The organism is Myceligenerans cantabricum, assembly GCF_054777735.1.
In genome coordinates this window covers 14,604-36,314 of sequence record NZ_BAAHAJ010000004.1, presented here as the reverse complement: position 1 = coordinate 36,314, position 21,711 = coordinate 14,604, and the positions used below count along the sequence as shown (strand labels likewise).

Below are 21,711 nucleotides of genomic sequence, written 5' to 3'. Positions count from 1 at the left end.
CCTCTCCTGGTCACGGTCGCGTCGTCGCCGTGTCTCGCGCGGGTCGCGCCCACGCACCTGCCGCTACGCGGACTCGAGCTGCAGCGAGAACTCGATGCTGCCCTCGTCCTCCACCGACACGAACCCCAGGTCCGGGGCCTCGACGTCGAAGTCGGAGAAGGTGATCGGCACACTACCGATGACCTGCACCACGTCGCCGGTGGTCGCGTCTCCGGCGACCTCCGCCTGGACGGTGGCAGGCTGGGTGACGCCGTGGATCGTGAGCTCGCCCGCCAGCTCGACCGCGGTGGCCCCGGACTCGATCGCGGCCGGGTCGGTCAGCTCGAAGGTCGCCGTGGGAAACGTGCCGACCTCCATCGCGGTGTCCCGGAAGTAGCCGTCGCGAGGGGGCTCGTCGGTCGCCACGCTGGCGATGTCCACCTCGATGCCGGCCGCGGTGATCGCGTCGTCGGCCACGGTCACGGACCCGGTGACCTCCTCGGTACGGCCCGTGACCGTCACGTCCTCGCCCTGCAGCACCTCCTCGACGCGGTACCCGGCGAACGACCCGTCGCCGATCGTCCACGTGCCACCAGCGGCCTCCACGTCGGGCAGCGCTCCCGCGGACGCCTGCAGCGTGGGCTCCGCCTCCGCCGCGCCGTTCGCCCGGTCCGCGTACAGGCGGGGCCCGTAGACGCCTGCCACCACGCCGACCACGACCACCGCCGCGCCGATGCCGATCCCTACCTTCGTCCCTGTGCGCATCCTCAAGACCTCTCGTTCGGGGCCGGCCGGATATCGGCCCTCTGCCCCCCACTACGGGTGAAAGGACGTTTCGGTTCAACCGGGCAGCGAGAAGTGCTGCTCCGTGGGCGCCGAACGGCCGTGGCGCGGAGGGCGAGCGTCCTGCGCGGCCCGCGACATCGCACAGGTGTCGCCGATCGTCCGGGGCCGCAGTGGCATACAGTCCGTGCCATGACCGACGTCGTTCATCCCTCCTCGCCCGCGGACCTGCTGAACATCGAGTCCGAGCTCAGCAGCGCCGAGCTCGACGTGCGCGATCGTGTGCGGGAGTTCGCGGACCGGCGGATCCGGCCGAACATCGCCCGGTGGTTCGCCGACGCCGAGTTCCCCCGCGAGATCGTCCCCGAGCTCGGTGAGCTGGGCCTCCTCGGGATGCACCTGGACGGGTACGGCTGCGCCGGACGGTCGGCCGTCGAGTACGGCCTGGCCTGCCAGGAGCTGGAGGCCGGTGACTCCGGGGTCCGGACGTTCGTCTCCGTGCAGGGCTCGCTCGTGATGTCCGCGATCCACAAGCACGGCTCGGCCGCGCAGCGGGAGGAGTGGCTGCCCCGGCTCGCGCGCGGCGACGCGATCGGCTGCTTCGGGCTCACCGAGCCAGGTGCGGGCTCCGACCCCGCGAGCATGACGACGCGCGCCCGGCTCGACGACGGCGAATGGGTGATCGACGGTGCCAAGCGGTGGATCGGTCTCGCGTCGATCGCGGACGTCGCGGTGATCTGGGCGAAGGTCGCCGACGCCGACGCCGATGCCGACGCGGGTACCCGGTCCGCGGGCCCCGCCGGCGGCACCGGTGCCGACCGGGCCGGTGCCGGGAAGCGTGGCACGCCCCGCGAGCGCGTCCGCGGCTTCCTGGTGCCGACGTCGTCGCACGGCTTCACCGCCACGCCCATCGAGCCCAAGCTGTCGATGCGCGCCTCGATCCAGTGCGACGTCGCGCTGGACGGCGTGCGTGTGCCCGCGGACGCGATCCTGCCCGAGAACCCCGGCCTGCGCGGGCCGTTCGCGTGCCTCGACGAGGCGCGGTACGGGATCGTCTGGGGCTCGGTCGGTGCCGCGCGGGACGCGTTCGAGGCGGCCCTGGAGTACGCGGGCGAGCGGGTCCAGTTCGGGGTCCCGGTCGCGTCGCACCAGCTCACGCAGGAGAAGCTGGTGAACATGGCCCTGGAGATCAGCAAGGGCCAGCTCATGGCGCTGCGGATCGGCCGGCTCAAGGATGCCGGGCGGCTGCAGGAGCACATGGTCTCGGCGGGCAAGCTGAACAACGCCCGGATGGCGATCGAGGTGTGCCGCACCGCGCGCACGGTCCTGGGCGGCAACGGGATCACGCTCGACCACTCGCCGCTGCGGCACGCGAACAACCTGGAGTCGGTCCGCACCTACGAGGGCACGGACGAGGTCCACACCCTCATCCTTGGCCGCCACCTGACGGGCCACCAGGCCTTCCGCTGATCCTCTCCTCCTCGCCACCCGCGGGCGCGGCGGACGAGCGCCGGGCCGCGTACCATCTTCCGGTGAACCAGCAGCAGTCCGCCCCAGACCTGTCCCGCTTCCGGACGTCCCCCGTGAGCTTCGCGTCCCGGTCCGGTCGGCTGACCACCGGGCAGCAGCGGGCCTGGGACACGCGCCGCGGCAGCTACCTGGTGGATGTGCCGCGGCACGTCGGGCGGATGTCGGTCGACCCTGCCTGGCGGTTCGACGCCGCGGCGTTCTACGGGCGGACGGCGCCGCTGGTCCTGGAGGTGGGGTCCGGTCAGGGCGACGCGATCGTCACCGCGGCGGCCGCCGACCCGGACCGCGACTACCTGGCCGTCGAGGTGTACCTGCCCGGCGTCGCACAGGTGATGGTGCGTGCCGACCGCGCCGCGGCGGAACGCGCCGGTGAGGCCGGTGACGGCGGTGCTGGCGGTGACGGCGGTGCCGGCGGTGCCGGCGGTGACGGCGGTGCCGGCGGTGCCGGCGGTGCCGGCGGTGCCGGCGGTTCGGCCGTGAGCGCCTCCGCGCCGGGTGGCGTGGACATGGGCGATGTCATCGCCGAGCGGCCCGCGGAGTCCGAGAGCCCTGGCCTGCCCAACCTTCGTGTCATGCAGGTCAACGCCGCGGAGCTGCTGGACACGGCGGTCCCGGTCGGCTCCCTCGACGAGGTGTGGACCTTCTTCCCCGACCCGTGGCACAAGCTGCGGCACCGCAAGCGGCGGCTCGTGGCCCCGGCGTTCGCCGAGAAGGTGGCCCGAGCCCTGCGCCCCGGAGGCGTCTGGCGGCTCGCGACCGACTGGGCGGAGTACGCGGAGCAGATGCTCGGCGTCTTGGAGGCCGCACCCGGGCTGCGCAACGCCCAGGGCCCGCGCGCCACGGCGCCGCGCTTCGAGGGACGCATCGTCACGGGCTTCGAGCGCAAGGCCCACCAGGCGGGCCGCACCATCACCGACCTCACCTACCTCCGCACCTGACCACCCCCTCCCACCTCTCCCACCCCTCCCACCCCTCCCACCCCTACTGACCGGGGTTCATCAGGGTTTCGAATCCATTCGAAACGGCGGGAAAGGTCGCTCGGCCCCTGCTGAACCGTACTCAGTAGGGGAGCCGGTGTCAGGGGGTGTTCGGGGTGGAAGTGGCCGACGATTCTTCGGCGGCGGCAGCGAGGCGGCGGTCGCGGGCGTCGAGCGCGCCCGTCGTCATCGCGTAGATCGCCAGGGCACCCAGGACCTGGACGATGACGTCGTCGAGCGAGAGGTGGCGGCCGCGGCCCAGGACGCCCTGGAGGATCTCGTCGACGGCCGCGATCACGGTCACGGCGAGCAGGAGGTGCTTGCCGGACGCAAGGGCCTTCCAGCGCAGCGGCGCCACGGCCGCGAACGGCGCCAGGAGCAGGAAGTTGCCCCCGACGAGCGTCACCTGCGGCGGAACCTGCGTCAGCCCGTACCGCGGGATCCAGCTGGTGAACCAGTGGTCGAACGTCGCCGCGAGGTCGGTGAACGGGACGAGGTTCGGCGTCAGCGCGCCCGGGCTGGCGTGGACCCCCAGGGTGATCCAGACGTAGACGGCGGCATGCAGCGCCAGGACGACGTCGAGGATCCAGCCCGACTCGGCAGCGCGTTCCGCGTCCGCCTGGACGCTCGCGTGGTGCACGATGGCGATCGCCGCCGCCACCAGGCTGACCACCATCAGGATGGGGGCGAGGTCGAGTCCGCCGAGGACGCCGGTCATTGGGTGCTCCTGGAGATTCAGTGCTGGGCAAACCAGACCAAACTTACCTGTAGTCGCTGGTCACCTCGGCCGATACCGCGGGTGAGTTCTCGCGGGCACGACGACGGCGCGGCGGGCGGCGTCACCCCGGTCACCGCACCGCGGGCGCGTCCCCGGAGCTTCCCGGCGCGTCCCCGGCGCGCGGCCGTCCGCGGACCCCCGGCGGCGTCCGCTGCCCCCCGCGGCAGCCGGCGGCCGTCAGCGCTCGAGCCGGATCACCACGGACTTCGACGCCGGCGTGTTGCTGCCCTCCGCCGTGTGGTCCAGGGGCACCAGGACGTTCGTCTCGGGGTAGTAGGCGGCGGCGCAGCCCTTCGCCGTCGGGAACGCGACCGTGCGGAACCCGGGCGCCCGGCGGTCCGTCGTCCCGCCCGTGCCGTCCGGCCACTCGCTGACCAGGTCGACCGTCTCGGCGTCGGTGAGGCCGAGCGCGGTCAGGTCGTCCGGGTGCACGAACACCACCCGGCGCCCGCCCCTGACCCCGCGGTACCGGTCGTCCTGGCCGTAGATGGTGGTGTTGAACTGGTCGTGGCTGCGGAGGGTCTGCAGCAGCAGGCGGCCCTCGGGGACGTGCACCACCTCCAGCGGGTTCACCGTGAACCGTGCCCTGCCTGTCACGGTCGGGAACGTGCGGGCGTCCCGCGGCGGGTGGGGCAGCACGAACCCGCCGGGCTCCGACACCCGCCGCTCGAAGTCGTCGAACCCGGGCACGACCCGGGAGATCGACTCCCGGACCCGCGAGTAGTCCCGGGCGAAGTCCTCCCACGGCGTCGGGTCGCCGGGCCCGAGCACACGCCGGGCCAGCCCGGCTACGATCGCCGGCTCGCTGCGCAGGTGGTCCGACGCCGGCCGGAGCGTGCCCCGCGACGCGTGCACCACGCTCATCGAGTCCTCGACGGTCACGAACTGCTCGGCACGCCGTGCGGCGCCGGCGCGCCCGGGTCCGCCGTCGTTCCCGGGGTCCCGACCGGGCTCCGCGCGGCCGGGCTCGGCCGTGTGTCCCCGGGGCTCGGCCACCGTCGCGGGGGCGCGGTCCACCTCCGTCCGGCCGAGGCACGGCAGGATCAGCGACCGGCGGCCGGGCACCGCGTGCGAACGGTTCAGCTTCGTGGAGACGTGCACGGTCAGCGGGACCCGGCGCAGCCCCTCCTCGGTGAGCGCGCTGTCCGGGGTCGCCGCGGCGAAGTTGCCGCCCATGGCCATGAACACGCGCAGGCGGCCGTCGGCCAGGGCGCGCACCGTGTCGACGGTGTCGTGGCCCGGCTCGCGCGGCGGCTCGAAGCCGAACTCGGCCCCGAGCGCGTCGAGGAAGGCCGCGGGCGGCTTCTCCCAGATGCCCATGGTGCGGTCGCCCTGCACGTTGCTGTGCCCGCGCACGGGGCAGGCGCCCGCACCGGGCCGTCCCACGTTGCCGCGCAGCAGGAGGAAGCTGACGACCTCGCGGATCGTCGCGACCGCCTGCTTGTGCTGGGTCAGCCCCATCGCCCAGCAGACGATGATGTTCCGTGCGCCGACGACGTCGTCCACGAAGCCCTCGATCTCCGAGCGGTCCAGGCCCGTGGCGGCCCCCACGTCGGACCAGGACAGCGTGCGCCAGGCCGCTGCCGCCGCCTCGAATCCGTCGGTGTGCTCGGCGATGAAGTCGTGGTCGAGGACGGCGGGCCGGCCGCCCGCACGGGCGGCTTCGTCGCGGTCGAGCAGCAGGCTGTTCACCGCCTGGAAGAGGGCGAGGTCGCCCGCGAGCCGGACCTGCAGGAACCGGTCGGCGAGCCGCGTCCCCGTCCCGACCACGCCGCGCACCCGCTGCGGGTTCTTGAACGTCTGCAGCCCGGCCTCGGGCAGCGGGTTGATCGCGACGATCCGCGCGCCCCGGTCCTTCGCCTGCTCCAGCGCGGTGAGCATGCGCGGATGGTTGGTCCCGGGATTCTGTCCGACGACGACGACCAGGTCCGCGTGGTCCGTGATGTCTTCCAGGGACACGCTCCCCTTGCCGATTCCGAGCGTTTCGACCAGGGCCGACCCCGACGACTCGTGACACATGTTCGAGCAGTCGGGCAGGTTGTTCGTGCCGAGCCTGCGGGCGAGGAGCTGGTAGAGGAACGCCGCCTCGTTGCTGGTGCGGCCCGACGTGTAGAACGCGGCCTGGTCGGGGTCGTCGAGGCCGCGCAGCTCCTCGGCGACGAGGCCGAGGGCGTCGTCCCAGGAGACGGGGTGGTAGTGGTCGGCGTCCGTGTCGCGCAGCATCGGCTCGGTGAGACGGCCCGACTTGCCCAGGCGGTGGTCGGTCCAGCCGGCGAGCTCGCTGATGGCGTGCTCGGCGAAGAACGCGGCGTCGGCGCGCTTCCGGGTGGACTCCTCGGCGACGGCCTTGGCGCCGTTCTCGCAGAACTCGGCCAGGTGCGGCTTGCCGGGCTCGGGCCAGGCGCAGCCCGGACAGTCGAAGCCTCCGGGCTGGTTGACCAGGCGGAGGGCCTTGAGGCCACGGCCGAGCCCCGGCTCCTCGACGACGTCGGCCATCGCATGCAGGACACCGGGCACGCCCGCGGCCGTCTGCTCGGGCGCGCCGACGCGCAAGGTGGTCTCGGGATGCTTCCCGCTGTCGCCGGTGCGCGCGTCGTCGCTCACTTCCGTCACGCCTCCGACCCTACGTCGCACACCGCCACCAGTGAAAGAGGCATTTCGGTCAGCGGAAATGCGAGACTGGCGGCATGGGAGCAATGACCGGCCGACGGCGCATCGTGCGACTGCGAACCGCGGAGGCGGGCACCGCGCAGGGGAGCCCTCCGGGCCCCGGCACGGCCGACGGGAGCACCGCGAGCGGGAGCACACAGGACGACGGCGGCCCTGGCCCGCACGGGCCGTCCGGCGCACCCGGAGGCGCCGCGGCGCGGACCGTCGTCGTCCGCCGGACCGAACGTGCCGACACGCTCGCCGCCGAGGAGCCCCTCATGGTCCGCCTCGCCGGTACGGGACCGGTGAGGTCCGACGCCGCGGCCCCGCCGGGCGGCGCGCTCACGCTGACCATGCGCACGCCGGGACACGACTTCGACCTCGTGGCCGGCTGGCTGGTCTCGGAGGGCGCGGTGCGTGCGCGGGAGGACATCGCGGGGATGAAGCTGTGCCGCGACGAGGACAACACGGTCGAGGTGGCGCTCGCGGCCGGCGTCGAGCCGCCGCGCCCGCGGGCTCACCTGACGACGAGCGCGTGCGGGGTGTGCGGGTCGGACACGGTGGTCGAGGTGGCGGGCGCCCTGCGCTGGCCGGTGGCCGGCGACGCCACCACTGTCGCCGCGGACGTGATCGCCGGCCTGCCCGGTCGGCTGCGCGAGCGGCAGCGGGCGTTCGCGCGGACGGGCGGGCTGCACGCCGCGGGGCTGTTCGGCGCCGACGGTGAGCCGATGTACGTCCGGGAGGACGTCGGCCGGCACAACGCCGTGGACAAGGTGGTCGGGGCGGCGCTGCGGGACGGCGTGCTTCCGGTGTCGGGCACGGTGCTGCAGGTGAGCGGGCGGGCGTCGTTCGAGCTGGTGGCGAAGGCGGTGCGGGCCGGGATCCCGGTGCTCGCGGCGATCTCGGCGCCGTCGACGCTGGCGGTGGACCTGGCGGACGAGTGCGGGCTGACGCTGCTGGGGTTCGTGCGGGACGGGTCGATGAACGTGTACACGCGGGCCGACCGGGTGCGGTGAGGCGCCCCGCCCGGCCAGCCGGCGTGGCGTGGCCCGCCCGGCGTGGCGTGGTCGGTCGTTCGGTGAGTGATCGGCAGTTCAATCTGCCGATCACTCACCGAACGACCGACCGCCCGGGCCGGGTCCCGGCGGGAGAGAGCCCTCAGCCCGTGAAGAGGGGCACGACGCCACGGACGGTCTGCGACAGGCCGTAGACCAGGGGGATGCCCACGACCAGCCAGGTGAGCACGAGTCGGGGCGCCTGGCTCGGGATCTTCTCGTCGGACATGCCGGTCACTCCTTCACGGTGGGCTGCTCGGTGGCCGGGGTGGCGACGACCTCGCCGGCCGGGACGTCGTCGTGCCTCGCGTGGTCGTCGGTGGCGTCATCCGGCGGTGCGGCCTCGCCGGCCGGTATGACGCCGGTCGCGGGGACCGGGCCGTCGTCGTCCACGGGCTCGTGGAACCTGGCTGCCACGGGGCGGATCAGGGCGTTGGCGACGAAGCCGACCGCCAGGACGCCGACCATGGTGAACAGCGCGGGCCGGTAGTCGCCGGCGACGAGCTCGCCCGGTGTGCCGCGGGCGTCGAGGAACCCGTTGATGATGAGCGGTCCGGCGATGCCGGCCGCGGACCACGCCGTCAGCAGGCGGCCGTGGATGGCGCCGACCTGGAACGTGCCGAACAGGTCGCGCAGGTAGGCCGGTGCGGTGGCGAAGCCTCCGCCGTAGAACGACAGGATGACGACGGCGACGAGCACGAAGATCGCCGTCGAGGTGTGACCGGCGACCGTCAGCAGGAAGTAGAGCACCATGCCGCCACCGAGGTACATGACGTAGGTCGGCTTGCGGCCGATGACGTCCGACGTCGACGACCAGACGAACCGTCCCAGCATGTTGAACAGGGACAGCAGGGCGACGAAGCCGGCCGCCGTCGTCGCGGTGACCGTGGAGGTGCCGCCGTCGCGGAAGAAGTCCTGGATCATCGGCGCGGCCTGCTCCAGGATGCCGATGCCGGCCGTGACGTTGCAGAACAGCACGGTCCACAGGAGCCAGAACTGCGGGGTCCGGATGGCTTTGGCGGCGGACACGTGCGCCGCCGACACCAGGGGTCGGGCGGTCACCGTGGCTGGGTCGAACCCGGCAGGCGTCCAGCCGGGCGCGGGGACCTTCACGGTGAACACCCCGAGCATCATCACCAGGAAGTAGGCGATCCCGAGCGTGACGAACAGTGACGCGACCGCGCCGCCGGACGCGACCGAGGCGGCGTCGGTGGCGTCGTAGGCCGGGTCGTAGGCGGACATGAGCTGGCGGGACAGCGGTGAGGCGACCATCGCTCCGCCGCCGAAGCCCATGATCGCCATGCCCGTGGCCAGCCCGGGCCGGTCGGGGAACCACTTGATCAGCGTGGACACCGGCGAGATGTAGCCGATGCCGAGCCCGATGCCGCCGATGAAGCCGTACCCGAGGTAGACGAGCCACAGCTGCTGGGTGGCGATGCCCAGCGCGCCGACCAGGAAGCCCGCGCCCCAGAAGCAGGCGGCGGTGAACATCGCCTTGCGCGGGCCGGCGCGCTCCACCCACGTGCCCAGCACGGCGGCCGAGAGGCCGAGCATGACGATCGCGACGGAGAAGATCACCCCCACGGCGGTGAGGCTGGATCCGAAGTGGGCCACCAGGGCGTTCTTGTAGACGCTCGTCGCGTAGACCTGGCCGATGCACAGGTGGATCGCGAGCGCTGCCGGTGGGATGAGCCACCGGCTGAATCCGGGTCGGGCGACCGTGTGCTCACGGTCGAGGAAGGACAGGGTCATGGAGCACCTCCGCGTACTCAACGGGAGTTCCACTATGTGGAAGGCAGATTTCTCCCAGTGTTGTCGCGGCACGCTACTGCCGTCGGAGGTGCGGGAGCAACGGTCGTCACCGGCGACGACGGCGAAAAGGCGTGGCCCCCGCGCGGCTCCGGCGCGAGACTGGCCTCATGCGCATCATCGAGGCTCCCCACCCGCCGTCGCTGGAGGACCCCGACGCCTGGGCCTACCGCGGCATCGCCGAGATCGCCCGGGCCGTCTCCCTGGAGACGTGGGGCGCGGACGACACCGCGATGAGCGCCGTCGACGTCCACGTGACGATGTCGAACCAGCAGTACGCGGACAAGGTCCGCCTGATCGCCGTCGAGGACGACGGGGGGCCGGCGCCGACCGTCGTCGGGCACGCGATCCTCTTCATGCCGAAGCAGGCCAACACCCACCTGGTCGTGGTCCCCGAGCTGGAGGTCGCGCCCTGGTCCCGGAGGAAGGGCGTCGGGCACGCGCTCGCCGAGGCGAGCCTCGACCGTGCACGGGCCGCCGGGCGGACCACGATGCTGTGCAGCGTCGACTTCGGCGAGGAAGACCCCGAGGTGACCGAGTGGGTCACGGCGTCGTCCGGGAAGGGGCGGGTCGCCGCGGGCCTTCCCGGGATACGTCTGGCACGCTCGCTCGGGTTCGAGTGCGCCATCGTGGAACGCAAGTCGCTCCTGGAGCTGCCGCCCACGCCGGGCGCCCTCGAAGGCTTCGAGGCGGCGAGCCGCGACGTCGCGGGCGACGCCTACCGCCTGCACACCTGGCACGACCACATCCCGGAGGAGTGGATCGACGCCTACGCCGAGCTGGAGACGGCGCTCGCGGCCGACGAGCCGCGCGGCGACCAGGACGTCGAGACCGACCCGTGGGACGCCGAGCGGGTGCGGGCCGTCGACGCACAGCATGCTGCCCGGGGCAACGGCTACGTGATCACGGCCGCCGAGCACGTCGGGAGCGGCGCGCTCGCCGCCATGACGATGCTGCTCTACCCGAAGGACGACACGCGCGGGTACGCCGAGCAGGAGTCGACGGTGGTGCTGCGCGCCCACCGCGGGCACCGGCTCGGCATGCTGGTCAAGGCGGTGAACGCCCGGGCGCTGCTCGACACGAAGCCGAAGGTCGAGCGCGTCTGGACGTGGAACAACGAGGAGAACCCCCACATGCTGGCCATCAACGTGGCCATGGGCTTCCGCCCCGCCGGCGGCTGCGCGGAGATGCAGCGCACGCTCTGACGTCCGGCGGTGCGGCGTGCGCGCCCGGCGGCCTGCCGTCTCGGCACCGTCCGCCGGGTCGAGGCGGCGGTTGTCGGTGTCTCCTGGCATGATCTGATCCGGCCCGCGGAGGCGGGGCCGGTGGATCCGACGAGGTAGGGGACAGTGCAGAGCATCAACACGCGCATCGCCGAGGAGCTGGGTGTCCGGGAGAGCCAGGTCACCGCGGCGGTCGGCCTGCTGGACGACGGGGCGACGGTCCCGTTCATCGCCCGGTACCGCAAGGAGGTGACGGGCACGCTCGACGACGCGCAGCTGCGCACCCTCGAGGAGAGGCTGCGTTACCTGCGGGAGCTGGAGGAGCGCCGGGCGGCGATCCTGCAGTCGATCGACGAGCAGGGCAAGCTCACCGACGAGCTGCGCGCCCAGATCCTCACCGCGGACACGAAGTCGCGCCTCGAGGACATCTACCTGCCGTACAAGCCGAAGCGGCGCACGAAGGCGCAGATCGCACGCGAGGCCGGGCTGGAACCGCTCGCCGACGCGCTCTTCGGCGACCCGGCCCTCGACCCGGAGGTGACGGCGGCCGCGTACGTCGACGCGGAGCGCGGCGTGGCCGACGTGAAGGCCGCCCTCGACGGCGCGCGGGCCATCCTGGTCGAGCGCATGGGCGAGGACGCCGACCTCATCGGCACGCTGCGCGAGCGCCTCTGGGCGCGGGGCCGCATGGTCTCCAGGGTGCGCGACGGCGCCGCCGACAAGGGCGCCAAGTTCTCCGACTACTTCGACTACTCGGAGGAGCTCACGAGCCTTCCGTCGCACCGCATCCTCGCGATGTACCGCGGCGAGAAGGAGGAGGTGCTCGACCTGGTGATCGAGCCGGAGCCCGACGCCGAGCCCGGCGTGCCGACGTCGTACGAGGTCGCGATCGCGAGCAGGTTCGGCATCGAGCAGCGCGGGCGTGCCGGCGACAAGTGGCTCGGCGACGCGGTCCGCTGGGCGTGGCGCACCAAGATCCTGGTCCACCTCGGGATCGACGCCCGGCTGCGGCTGCGCACCGAGGCCGAGGACGAGGCGGTGCGAGTCTTCGCCATGAACCTGCGCGACCTGCTGCTCGCCGCACCTGCCGGGTCCCGCGCGACGATGGGCCTGGACCCGGGCCTGCGCACGGGCACCAAGGTCGCCGTCGTCGACGCGACCGGCAAGGTGGTCGACACGGCCACCATCTACCCGCACGCGCCCCGGAACGACTGGGACGGGTCGCTCGCCACGCTCGGTGCGCTCGCCGCGAAGCACCACGTGGAGCTGGTCGCGATCGGCAACGGCACCGCCTCGCGCGAGACGGACAAGCTGGCCGCCGAGCTCGCGAAGAACCTGCCAGGCCTCACGAAGGTCATGGTGAGCGAGGCGGGGGCGTCGGTGTACTCGGCGTCGGCGTTCGCGTCGGCCGAGCTGCCGGACCTGGACGTGTCGATCCGTGGTGCCGTGTCGATCGCGCGCCGCCTGCAGGACCCGCTCGCGGAGCTCGTGAAGATCGACCCGAAGTCGATCGGCGTGGGCCAGTACCAGCACGACGTCACCGAGACGAAGCTGTCGCGCTCGCTCGACGCCGTCGTGGAGGACTGCGTGAACGGCGTGGGCGTGGACCTGAACACGGCCTCGGCGCCGCTGCTGTCCCGGGTCTCGGGGATCACGAAGACGCTCGCGGAGGGCATCGTGTCGCACCGTGACGCGAACGGGCAGTTCACGTCACGGGCCGGCCTGAAGGACGTGACGCGCCTCGGGCCCAAGGCCTTCGAGCAGTGCGCGGGCTTCCTGCGGATCCGCGGTGGCGACGAGCCGCTGGACGCCTCGTCGGTGCACCCGGAGGCGTACCCGGTGGCGCGCAAGATCGTCGCCGCCACGGGGGCCGAGGCACAGAACATCGTCGGCAACCAGGGAGCCCTCAAGGGCGTGAAGCCCACGGACTTCGTCGACGAGCAGTTCGGCCTGCCGACCGTGACCGACATCTTCGCCGAGCTCGTGAAGCCCGGCCGCGACCCCCGGCCGGAGTTCACGACCGCGTCGTTCACCGACGGCGTCGAGAAGCTGTCGGACCTGACCCCGGGCATGATCCTGGAGGGCCAGGTGACGAACGTCGCCGCGTTCGGGGCGTTCGTGGACGTGGGCGTGCACCAGGACGGGCTCGTGCATGTCTCCGCGATGTCCAAGCGGTTCGTCGAGGACCCGCGCGAGGTCGTGAAGTCCGGTGAGGTCGTCAAGGTGAAGGTGCTCGACGTCGACCCGGCGCGCCAGCGGATCTCGCTCACGCTGCGCCTGGACGACGAGGTCGGAGCCGGAGCCGGCGACGCTGCGGGCAGCCGCGGCGCGAACGGTGACACGGGGGCCGACGGCGGTCGCGGGCGCGACGGGCGTTCCGGCCGCGGCCGGGGCAACGGCGGTCGCGGCAACGGTGGCCGGGACGGTCGTGGTGGCCAGGGCGGTCGTGGTGGCCGGGCAGGCAAGGGCCAGGCCCCGGCGGACACCGCCATGGCGGACGCGCTCCGGCGGGCCGGCCTGGCCTGACCGACCGGTGGCATGTGCCACTGCCTGACCGACCGGTGGCATGTGCCACATGGTCGGTCCGTCGGTGAGTGATCGGCAGATTGAACTGCCGATCACTCACCGACGGACCGACCACGTCGGCTGGCGGCCGCCGGGGCTCGGTCACGGGAGGGGGGACGACGGGAGGGGGAGCGGGGTGGTGCGTGCCGCCCGCTCCCGGGGTCACTCCGTGCTCAGCGAGCCGTCGGAGCTGAAGACCAGGCCGAGGGTGATCTCGCCCTGCTTCAGCGCCTCCTTGGTGAGCGGGCCGCCGGCGTCGAGGGAGCGGAACTCGCTGAACGTCAGGCCGTACGTCTCCTCCAGACCGGGCTGGCAGAACGGGCGGTCCGTGCACTCGGGGCCCGCGCCGAGGATCAGCCCGTCGCAGGTCTCCGCGAGGTCGGACAGCGTGGCGACGCCGTGCTCGTCCGCGAAGGCGCTGGTCACCGCGAACGCGTTCTGGTCCTGTGCCTCGGACGGCTCCCCGAACGTGAGGCCGACCTCCTCGCCCAGGCCGCGCAGGCCTTCCACGGTCGCGTCGAGGTCGCTGCTCGCGACCGGCTCGGCGTCCGGGCCGTTGACGTCCAGGTTGACGAACTCCGTGACCGTGCCCGCGTACTCAGGCACGACCTGGATCTGATCGCCCTTCTCGAGCGCCGGCAGGTAGGCTTCGCGGTTCCCGATGGTCGTGACCTCGGCGTCGTACCCCGCGGCCCTGAGCACCTCTGCGTAGATGTTGCCGAGCGTCGCGCTCTCGGCGAAGTCGGCGGCGCCGATGGTGATCGGGCCCGCGTCGCCGGCCTCCTCCACCTCCAGCCCGGCGGACGCGACGAAGTCCGCGGCGACGTCCTGCGACGTCTCCCGGTCGATGTCGACCGCCCGGTTCAGGCCGATGAGGAGGTCCGTGTCGAGCGCGGCCGAGACCTGGTCGAGCACGCCGATCAGGTCGGGGTACTGCTCGGCCGTCTCGGTGTTCACAGCCGGGATGATGTTGTCGACGGTCTGGAGGTTCTGGTCGTCGTCGAGCACCACGATCTCGTCACCGGGGACGGGTTCGCAGGTCGCGGCGACGTCGGCACCGTCGTCGGGCGAGTCGCCGCCGGCCGATCCGGGCTCGCCGCACGCGGTCAGGAGCGTGAGGCCGACGACGGCGGTCGCCGCGCCGAGCAGGCGCAGCGGGCTGGACAAGTGGGTGCGTGCGAGGCGCATCGTGACTCCGGTTCTGCTGTACACGTGTTCTACGGGTCGAGCCGTACTATTCGATCGTGACGGGCGCGGACTGGCAAGGGGAATCGCCAGGAGCGGCGAATCGGTAATGGAAATGTCAGTCACCCGCGATAGCGTCCTGTGTCATGGCCGCCAACCCCTGGTTCTCGTGGACCTACGTGGTCGAGAACGCAGACACGCTCTGGGAGCACACGGCCCAGCATGCCGTGCTCACCCTCCAGTCGGTAGCAGTGGCCGCGGTGATCGCGGTGCCGCTCGGCATACTCATCTCCCGGACGCGCTGGTTGTCCGGGATCGTGATCGGCTCCGCCGCCGTGCTCTACACGGTGCCGAGCCTCGCGCTGTTCGCGATCCTGGCGCCGCTGCTCGGCATCGGACGCACGCCCGTGCTCATCGGGCTCGTGGCCTATGCGCTGCTGGTGATCCTGCGCAACACCGTGGCCGGGCTCGACGGCGTCGACCCGGCCGTGCTCGACGCCGCCCGCGGGCTCGGCTACAGCCCGGCGCGCGTGCTCGTCCACGTGTCGCTGCCGAACGCGCTGCCGTCCGTCATCGCCGGCCTGCGCCTGGCCACGGTGTCGACGGTCGCGATGGTCACGGTCGGCGTCGTCGTCGGCTACGGCGGGCTCGGACAGCTGATGTTCCAGGGCTTCCGCAACAACTTCTACCGTGCGGAGATCATGTCGGCCACCCTCGCCTGCGTGCTGCTCGCCGTCGTGCTGGACGTCGCGATCTGGGCCGGTGGACGCGCCCTGACCCCGTGGCGTGAGAGGGGGCGGGCATGAACGTCCTCGTCGAAGCCATGCTCTGGCTCAACGATCCGCTGACCTGGACCCGGAGCGGCGGGATCCTCGACCTGACCGCCGAGCACCTGATCATGACCGCGGTCGCCGTCGCGATCGCCGCCGCGTTCGCGATCCCTCTCGGCGCCTGGCTGGGGCACACGGACCGTGGCGCGGGCGTCATGGTCACGCTCGGCAACGCCACCCGCGCCATCCCGACCCTGGGCATCATCCTGCTGCTCGCCGCCGGAGGTCTCTTCGGCAACGGGGCCGCCGTGCTCGCGGCGTCGGTCTTCGCTGTGCCGGTGCTCCTCGTGAACTCCTACGAAGGCGTGCGCGGGGCGGACCCCGCCGCCCGTGACGCCGGCCGGGGGATGGGCATGTCCGGCATGCGGGTCCTCTTCAAGGTCGAGCTGCCGCTCGCCACCGGACTGATCGCGGCCGGCCTGCGGACCACGATCGTGCAAGTGGTCGCCACGATCCCGCTCGCCGCGCTGGCGGGCGGCGGCGGGCTCGGGCAGATCATCGCCTTCGGCATGGGCACGCAGCGCTACGGCCAGGTCCTGGCGGGCGGCATCGTCGTCGCACTGCTCGCCCTGGTGCTGGACGGCGTCCTCGCGGTGGCCCAGCGGCTCGTGACTCCGGCGCCGCTGCGTGTCACCGCCAGGACACGGAGCTAGCGTGGAGGCGTCTGGAGTGTGGGCGGTGTACGACGGACGTCACACGGCGCCGTTACGCTCGGCGTGTGACTGAGAACCGCCGCGTAGCCCTCGCCACCTGCTCCGTCCTGCCCGAGCTGGACAAGGGGGACCAGCCCTTGGTCGGGGTGCTGGCCGAGCGGGGTGTGACCGCCGAGCCCGCCGTCTGGGACGACCCCGCGGTGGACTGGGCGGCGTACGACCTCGTCGTCGTCCGCTCCACATGGGACTACTCGGCACGCCGTGACGAGTTCGTCGCCTGGGCGAAGTCCGTGCCGAACCTGCTCAACTGTGCCGACGTGCTGGCGTGGAACACGGACAAGCGCTACCTGCGCAGGCTCGAGGAGTCCGGCGTCCCGGTGATCCCGACCATCTGGCTCGACCCGGACCGGCACTTCTCCAAGCGCGCCATCCACACACGGATGCCGGCGTTCGGGGACTTCGTGGTCAAGCCCGTCGTCAGCGCCGGTGCCAACGACACCGGGCGGTACCAGCCGGTGTCCGCGGAGTCCCGCGCGCTCGCGATCAAGCACGCCAAGGGGCTGCTCGACGGCGGCCGGTGGGTCATGATCCAGCCGTACGTCACCTCCGTGGACACGGCGGGCGAGGCCTGCCTGGTGTTCGTCGACGGCGAGCTGACGCACTCCGTGCGCCGGAACGCCCTGCTCAACGGGCCGGTCCGGCCCACGCAGGGGCTGTACGCGGTGGAGGAGATGCGGCCCTTCACCGCGTCGGACGAGCAGACCGAGGTGGCGCACCGGGCGCTGGAGGTGGCGCAGGCTCGGCTGGGCGCCGGGAAGTCGCTGCTGTACGCGCGGGTCGACCTCGTCACCGGCGACGACGGCGCTCCCGTGGTCATCGAGCTGGAGCTTACCGAGCCGTCGCTGTGGATGCAGCTCGCCGGTGACACGGACGCGTTCGGCAAGCTGGCGGACGCGATCGTCAAGCGCATCGGGTGACCGCGGGCGCGGAGCGGCCGGGCCGGCGTCCACCGCGGCTGCCCGGACACACGAGAAAAGCGGCAGGTCAGTCCAGAAACCTGGGCTGACCTGCCGCTTCATCAGGGTGAGTAACGGGACTTGAACCCGCGACCCTCGCGACCACAACGCGATGCTCTACCAGCTGAGCTATACCCACCATGCCCGCCGGTCAGGACCGGCGGCCGTCGAAAAGCATACATGAGGTCGGGCTCGGAACCCGAACTCAATGCGTGCTCGGCAGCCGCTTCGTGACCGACGTCTCCTTCACCCTCTCGGCAGCCCCGCGGGACGTCTCCGTGTCCGGGCCGGGCTGCGCCGGGAACAGTGCCTCGCGGTAGTAGCGGAGCTCGTCGATCGACTCGAGGATGTCGGCGAGCGCACGGTGACCGCCGCCCTTCTCGGGGCTGGCGAAGTAGACGCGCGGATACCAGCGCCGGGCGAGCTCCTTGACGGAGGAGACGTCGATGATCCGGTAGTGCAGATGGTCCGTGAGCTGCGGCATCTGCGCGTCGAGGAACGCCTTGTCGGTGCCCACGGAGTTGCCCGCGAGCGGCGCCTTGCCCTTGGCCGGGACCCACTCGCGGAGGTACTCGAGCACCCGCGACTCGGCCTCTGCGAGGGCCAGGCCGCCGGACAGCTCGTCGAGCAGCCCTGACCTGGTGTGCATCGCGCGGACGAAGTCGCCCATCCCGGCGAGCGCCTCGGCAGGCGGCTTGACGATGACGTCGACCCCGTCGCCCAGGGGATTCAGCTCGGAGTCGGTGACGACTGCGGCGACCTCGACGAGCGCGTCGGTGCGTACGTCGAGCCCCGTCATCTCACAGTCGATCCAGACGATTCGGTCGGTGGGACTGGTGCTCACGGCGCCCAGCCTACGGTGTGCGGCGGTGTGCGGCCGCTGGCGCGCGCCCTCGCCGCCCTGTGGCGGGCCTCCGGGCAGAGACGGAAAGACACGCCGAGCAGTGCTGCTCGGCGTGTCTCGTCCTGCGGGTCACCGGTTCGCTGTCCGACGACGGGAGCGGGGCCGGTCCGCGGCTTTCCGCTGCCGGCGCTCCTGGCGCTGCCGGCGGTCGCGGCGGAGAGCCTCTGCGTGGTCGAGCCGTTCCTGATGGAGGGCTCGGACGAGGGTGTAGTCGATGGTGTGCACGTGAGTGCCCTTCGTGACGCTGGACTGCCGGGACGGACCCGGCGCGGGGTCTGGCCGGACCCCTCCACCGCCCGGTCTTCGGGACCAGGCGGACGCCACCGCGGTGTGTCTGCAGACTCGCACGCACGCGCTGTCGGGTGCACGGCTTTTTCCTGGTGGCAGACGTGTGCTGCTGACAGCGAAGCCCGCGGGGCCCGCCGTCGTGGGCCTCGCCGCCACGGGCCTCTGCGTCTAGCGGCCGGAGTCCTCGCCCGGCTCCGCGGGATCGGCCTCCGGCTCGGCCGGCGGGGCCTCCGGCTCGACGCGGGCCAGCGCCGCGGTGATGTTGTCACGGCCGCCGGCGGCGTTCGCCCAGAGCACGAGGGCGGCTGCGGTCTCCGACGGGTCGGTCGTCCCGCCCGCCAGCCGGTGCACGAGGTCGGCCACGTCCTGCGCCTCGGAGCAGTAGTTCCACAGCCCGTCCGAGCACACGAGCACCCAGCCGGGCACCTCCGGCATCATGGCCGCGCAGTGCGCGTCGTGGTCCGGCGCGCTCCGTCCGAGCCAGCGCGTGATCGCGTGCGACTGCGGGGAGTGCTCGGCCTGCTCGCGCGGGAAGCCCGCCGCGATCATCTCCTGCGCCCACGAGTCGTCGACGGACAGCTGTTCCGCGGCGCCGTCGTCGGGCAGCCAGTACACGCGCGAGTCGCCCAGCCAGCCGGCGACGACGAGGCCCGAGTCCACCACCGCGGCGGCGAACGTGCAGGCGGGCGGGTCGAAGGCGGAACCGCTCTGCCGGCCGGAGATCGCCGCCTCGCGGGCGATCTCGTCGCCGGTCCGCACGACGGAGGCGCCCGCCTCCCGCGACGCCGCCACCATCGCGTGGGTCCACTCGGCGACCCGTCGGTCGGTCTTGCCGCGCACCGGCAGCGAGCCGATCGGCTCGAAGGTCAGCAGCACGTCGCGGGCCACCCGGGAGGCCGCCAGGGAGGCGACGTCGGAGTTCGGCGCGCTCGACACGCCGTCACACACCACGATCGCCGCGGTACCCGTCGCCGAGCCGGTGCCCGCGGCGGCCAGGGCCAGCGCGTCCTCGTTGCGCGCGTGCCGTATCCCGCGGTCGCACACGCCAGCGACCCAGTCGGCCGGCTTCTCCGTGTAGTGGTCACGTTCGGACCGGGCGGCCGAGGGAGGGGTGACCGACGAGTCGGGGTCCGGGTCGACCACGGTGACGACCGGGATCGGCTCCGTCGGCGGGGTCCCGGAGTGTTCGGCCGGGGACGATCCGGTCAGCGCGAAGCCGCACTGCTCGCAGAATCGCGCGCCGGGGGCGGAAAGCTCTCCGCAGCGCGGGCAGCGTGACTTGGCGTTCTCGTCAGGGGTGCTCATCGCAGCGTCCAGCGTCGCACGGAGTTGGCCCGGTCGACGAGCGTGACACGGGCCCGCCGGTTCTCGGTGAACTGAGCGAGCCGTCGTAGACCCGCCTCGAGGGCGTCGCGCAGGCTGGGCTCGGTGGCCTCGGCGCCCGCGATCCGGAGGCCGGGCTCGGGCCCGTGGTCCAGCACGTGGTCGAGCGCGCGCTGCAGGGCCTCGACCACCACCTGAGCGCGCATCCGGGCGGGTACGGGTGCGTCGTCGATCACCTCGGCGGCCTGCGCCAGCGCGGGCAGGCCACGCCCCGAACCGATGAGCAGGCGGGCGCGCGCGAGGCGCGCGTCCCCGTACGAGCCACGGGTGGGGACCACGAAGTCGAGCGCGTCGAGCGCACCGTCCAGGTCGTCGCGCGCGAGGCGGACCCGGGCCAGCCCGAACGCGGCCGCGCCCGTGTAGTTGGCGTCGGTGCGCGCGCAGGTCGCGTACATCTCGTGCGCGACCCCGAGCTCGCCGGACTGCTCGCAGGCGCACGCCAGGGCCAGCTTCGGCGCGAGCTCGCCCGGGATCTGCCCGTACACGGCGTTGAACGACGCCGCGGCACGCGCGGCGTCGCCCGCCGCGAGGTGCGCCAGGCCGTCCACCCAGGCGGCGCGCCACTCCCAGGGGTCGAGGGACAGCACCTGGGCCACCGTGTCGCGGGCCCGCTCCAGGTCACCGATCTCCAGCGCCGCGCTGGCCTCCGCGAGCAGCACCTCGACGGACCGCCGCGGCGCGAGGGCGAGCTGGTCCAGCCGCGCGGCCGGGTCGGTGAGGTTCACGCCGGCGACCCAGGAGGTCATCGGGTCGGCAGGGTCGGGGCTGAGCGCCGGCAGCTCCTCCCAGCCGAGCGGACCGCCCGAGCCGTCCGCCGGCGGCACGTCGAACAGGGCCGACGCCGCCGACGTCGTCGCGCCGCCGGTCCCCGTCCGCTCCAGCGCCACCACCTCGCGCAGCACCCCGAGAAGCTGCCCGCGGGCTTCGTCGACGGTGAGGAAGCGGTCGTCCCGTGACGGGTGGCAGGCCTTGACGAGCCACCGGTGCAGCGAGTCGTGCCGGGCGAACAGGGGTGTCTCGTCCACAGGCGGAAGGGTGTGCTCATGGACGCTGGTGCTGCCCGTGAAGTCCAGGACGAGCGTCGCGAGCGTCCGCCCGATCGTGTAGACGTCGGAGGCCGCCGACGGACCGACGTGCGCCACCTCGGCGGCCTGGTAGCCGCGCGTGCCGTAGATCGGGGTCGTCACGTCGGAGGTGCGGCGCACGCCGCCGAGGTCGATCAACTTCACCGTGTCGCCCTGGACGACGACGTTCTCCGGCTTGAAGTCGCAGTACAGCAGGCTGCGGCCGTGCAGGTACGTGAACGCCGGCATGATCTCGAGCAGGTACGCGATCGCGTGGTCCGGCGGGAACGGGGAGCCCCGCTCCGTGCGCAGCTCCTTGAGCGAGCGTCCGCCCACGTACTCCATCACGGTGTACCCGGCGTCCCGCTCCCGTGCGAAGTTGTAGATATCGACGATCAGCGGGTGCTCGACCTCGGCGAGGAACTCCCGCTCGGCGACCGCGACGTCGTACGCCTCCGTGCTGTCGGCGTTCAGCAGGCCCTTCAGCACCACCCAGCGGTCCGCGACGTTGCGGTCGCGGCCCAGGTAGATCCACCCGAGGCCACCGTGCGCGATGCACCCGACGACCTCGTACTGGCCGCCGACGAAGTCACCCGGCGACAGCGACGGGTCGAAGTCGAACGGGGTGCCGCACGCGGGGCAGAACCCCTTGGTCCGTCCCGGGATGCCCTCACGCGGACGGCCGACGGGCTCGCCGCACGCGGAGCAGAACCGCTTCTCCTCGGCGAGCTCGGGGTGCTCCATGACCGACGTCAGCGGGTCCTGGATCTCCGGGGTCGGCACGATCGTGAGCCCGGCACCGAGGCGGTTCTCCCGCATCCGGGCCGACGACGTGCTGTGCGGCTGGGTGTCGCGCGAGCTGGTCGCGATCGCCGACCCGAGCGCCGTCACGGTCAGACGCGACGAGCTGGTGGCCCGCGTGGCGCCGCCGCCCGGTGCCGCCGGCGACGCGCTCAGCGCCGAGGTGCGCGGCGGGATCGGCACGGGGATCGCCCTGGTCGACGAGTCGGCGGCGGAGCGGTCGGTGCCGCCCACCCGGA

At 72.7% G+C, this 21,711-nt stretch carries 17 protein-coding genes and 1 tRNA gene; 8 read left to right on the top strand and 10 right to left on the bottom strand.

From position 1 onward, the window contains the following. Positions 1 to 63: 63 nt before the first annotated feature. On the bottom strand, positions 64 to 744 hold the full coding sequence (locus ACYU96_RS02465; protein ID WP_460748780.1) for a YceI family protein: 681 nt from the start codon (positions 742 to 744) through the stop codon (positions 64 to 66). A gap of 210 nt (positions 745 to 954) precedes the next feature. Here ACYU96_RS02465 and ACYU96_RS02460 point away from each other — a divergent pair, with 210 nt between their 5' ends. Then, a complete protein-coding gene (locus ACYU96_RS02460) occupies positions 955 to 2,232 on the top strand; it encodes an acyl-CoA dehydrogenase family protein (RefSeq protein WP_460748779.1) in 1,278 nt (425 codons plus the stop codon). A 62-nt stretch (positions 2,233 to 2,294) separates the two neighbouring features. After that, positions 2,295 to 3,230 carry a tRNA (guanine(46)-N(7))-methyltransferase TrmB gene (trmB, locus tag ACYU96_RS02455; RefSeq protein WP_460748777.1) on the top strand — a complete coding sequence of 312 codons (936 nt, stop codon included), beginning with the start codon at positions 2,295 to 2,297 and terminating at the stop codon, positions 3,228 to 3,230. A 139-nt stretch (positions 3,231 to 3,369) separates the two neighbouring features. On the opposite strand, the gene ACYU96_RS02450 is transcribed toward trmB, so the two are convergent. Further along, a complete protein-coding gene (locus ACYU96_RS02450; protein ID WP_460748775.1) occupies positions 3,370 to 3,987 on the bottom strand; it encodes a VanZ family protein in 618 nt (205 codons plus the stop codon). 237 nt (positions 3,988 to 4,224) lie between these two features. Then, entirely contained in the window at positions 4,225 to 6,660 is a 2,436-nt protein-coding gene (locus ACYU96_RS02445; protein ID WP_460748773.1) for an FdhF/YdeP family oxidoreductase, read from the bottom strand. Between the two features lie 104 nt (positions 6,661 to 6,764). On the opposite strand from ACYU96_RS02445, the gene fdhD reads away from it, so the two are divergent. After that, positions 6,765 to 7,712 carry a formate dehydrogenase accessory sulfurtransferase FdhD gene (fdhD, locus tag ACYU96_RS02440; protein ID WP_460748771.1) on the top strand — a complete coding sequence of 316 codons (948 nt, stop codon included), beginning with the start codon at positions 6,765 to 6,767 and terminating at the stop codon, positions 7,710 to 7,712. Positions 7,713 to 7,854: 142 nt separating this feature from the next. Here the strand turns inward: fdhD and ACYU96_RS02435 are convergent, their stop codons facing one another. Both ACYU96_RS02435 and ACYU96_RS02430 read right to left on the bottom strand, forming a co-directional pair. Then, positions 7,855 to 7,980: an MFS transporter small subunit gene (locus ACYU96_RS02435; protein ID WP_460748770.1), complete on the bottom strand. Its 126-nt coding sequence runs from the start codon at positions 7,978 to 7,980 to the stop codon at positions 7,855 to 7,857. 5 nt (positions 7,981 to 7,985) lie between these two features. After that, a complete protein-coding gene (locus ACYU96_RS02430) occupies positions 7,986 to 9,503 on the bottom strand; it encodes an OFA family MFS transporter (RefSeq protein ID WP_460748768.1) in 1,518 nt (505 codons plus the stop codon). 167 nt (positions 9,504 to 9,670) lie between these two features. Between ACYU96_RS02430 and ACYU96_RS02425 the strand changes: the two genes are divergently transcribed. Both ACYU96_RS02425 and ACYU96_RS02420 read left to right on the top strand, forming a co-directional pair. After that, the gene (locus tag ACYU96_RS02425) at positions 9,671 to 10,765 is read left to right on the top strand and encodes a GNAT family N-acetyltransferase (protein WP_460748766.1); all 1,095 of its coding nucleotides are present in this window, start codon (positions 9,671 to 9,673) and stop codon (positions 10,763 to 10,765) included. A 144-nt stretch (positions 10,766 to 10,909) separates the two neighbouring features. Beyond that, positions 10,910 to 13,309 carry a Tex family protein gene (locus tag ACYU96_RS02420; RefSeq protein WP_460748764.1) on the top strand — a complete coding sequence of 800 codons (2,400 nt, stop codon included), beginning with the start codon at positions 10,910 to 10,912 and terminating at the stop codon, positions 13,307 to 13,309. 201 nt (positions 13,310 to 13,510) lie between these two features. Here the strand turns inward: ACYU96_RS02420 and ACYU96_RS02415 are convergent, their stop codons facing one another. Next, positions 13,511 to 14,560: an ABC transporter substrate-binding protein gene (locus ACYU96_RS02415; RefSeq protein ID WP_460748763.1), complete on the bottom strand. Its 1,050-nt coding sequence runs from the start codon at positions 14,558 to 14,560 to the stop codon at positions 13,511 to 13,513. Positions 14,561 to 14,679: 119 nt separating this feature from the next. Between ACYU96_RS02415 and ACYU96_RS02410 the strand changes: the two genes are divergently transcribed. The 3 genes from ACYU96_RS02410 to ACYU96_RS02400 all read left to right on the top strand — a co-directional run bounded on the left by ACYU96_RS02410 (position 14,680) and on the right by ACYU96_RS02400 (position 16,993). Beyond that, on the top strand, positions 14,680 to 15,339 hold the full coding sequence (locus ACYU96_RS02410; protein ID WP_460748761.1) for an ABC transporter permease: 660 nt from the start codon (positions 14,680 to 14,682) through the stop codon (positions 15,337 to 15,339). Further along, positions 15,336 to 16,016 (top strand): ABC transporter permease, encoded by a 681-nt coding sequence (locus ACYU96_RS02405; protein WP_460748759.1) that lies wholly within the window; start codon positions 15,336 to 15,338, stop codon positions 16,014 to 16,016. Before ACYU96_RS02410 ends, ACYU96_RS02405 begins: the two co-directional genes overlap by 4 nt. A 65-nt stretch (positions 16,017 to 16,081) precedes the next feature. Then, positions 16,082 to 16,993, top strand: a complete 912-nt coding sequence (locus tag ACYU96_RS02400; RefSeq protein ID WP_460748757.1) for an ATP-grasp domain-containing protein — start codon at positions 16,082 to 16,084, stop codon at positions 16,991 to 16,993. A 105-nt stretch (positions 16,994 to 17,098) separates the two neighbouring features. On the opposite strand, the gene ACYU96_RS02395 is transcribed toward ACYU96_RS02400, so the two are convergent. The 4 genes from ACYU96_RS02395 to ACYU96_RS02380 all read right to left on the bottom strand — a co-directional run bounded on the left by ACYU96_RS02395 (position 17,099) and on the right by ACYU96_RS02380 (position 21,706). Beyond that, a tRNA-His gene (locus tag ACYU96_RS02395) sits at positions 17,099 to 17,171 on the bottom strand. Between the two features lie 66 nt (positions 17,172 to 17,237). Continuing rightward, positions 17,238 to 17,876 (bottom strand): oligoribonuclease, encoded by a 639-nt coding sequence (gene orn, locus ACYU96_RS02390; RefSeq protein WP_460748755.1) that lies wholly within the window; start codon positions 17,874 to 17,876, stop codon positions 17,238 to 17,240. Between the two features lie 516 nt (positions 17,877 to 18,392). Beyond that, on the bottom strand, positions 18,393 to 19,529 hold the full coding sequence (locus tag ACYU96_RS02385; RefSeq protein WP_460748753.1) for a protein phosphatase 2C domain-containing protein: 1,137 nt from the start codon (positions 19,527 to 19,529) through the stop codon (positions 18,393 to 18,395). Next, positions 19,526 to 21,706 (bottom strand): serine/threonine-protein kinase, encoded by a 2,181-nt coding sequence (locus tag ACYU96_RS02380; protein ID WP_460748752.1) that lies wholly within the window; start codon positions 21,704 to 21,706, stop codon positions 19,526 to 19,528. The genes ACYU96_RS02385 and ACYU96_RS02380 overlap by 4 nt, the downstream gene beginning before the upstream one ends. Positions 21,707 to 21,711 lie beyond the last annotated feature (5 nt).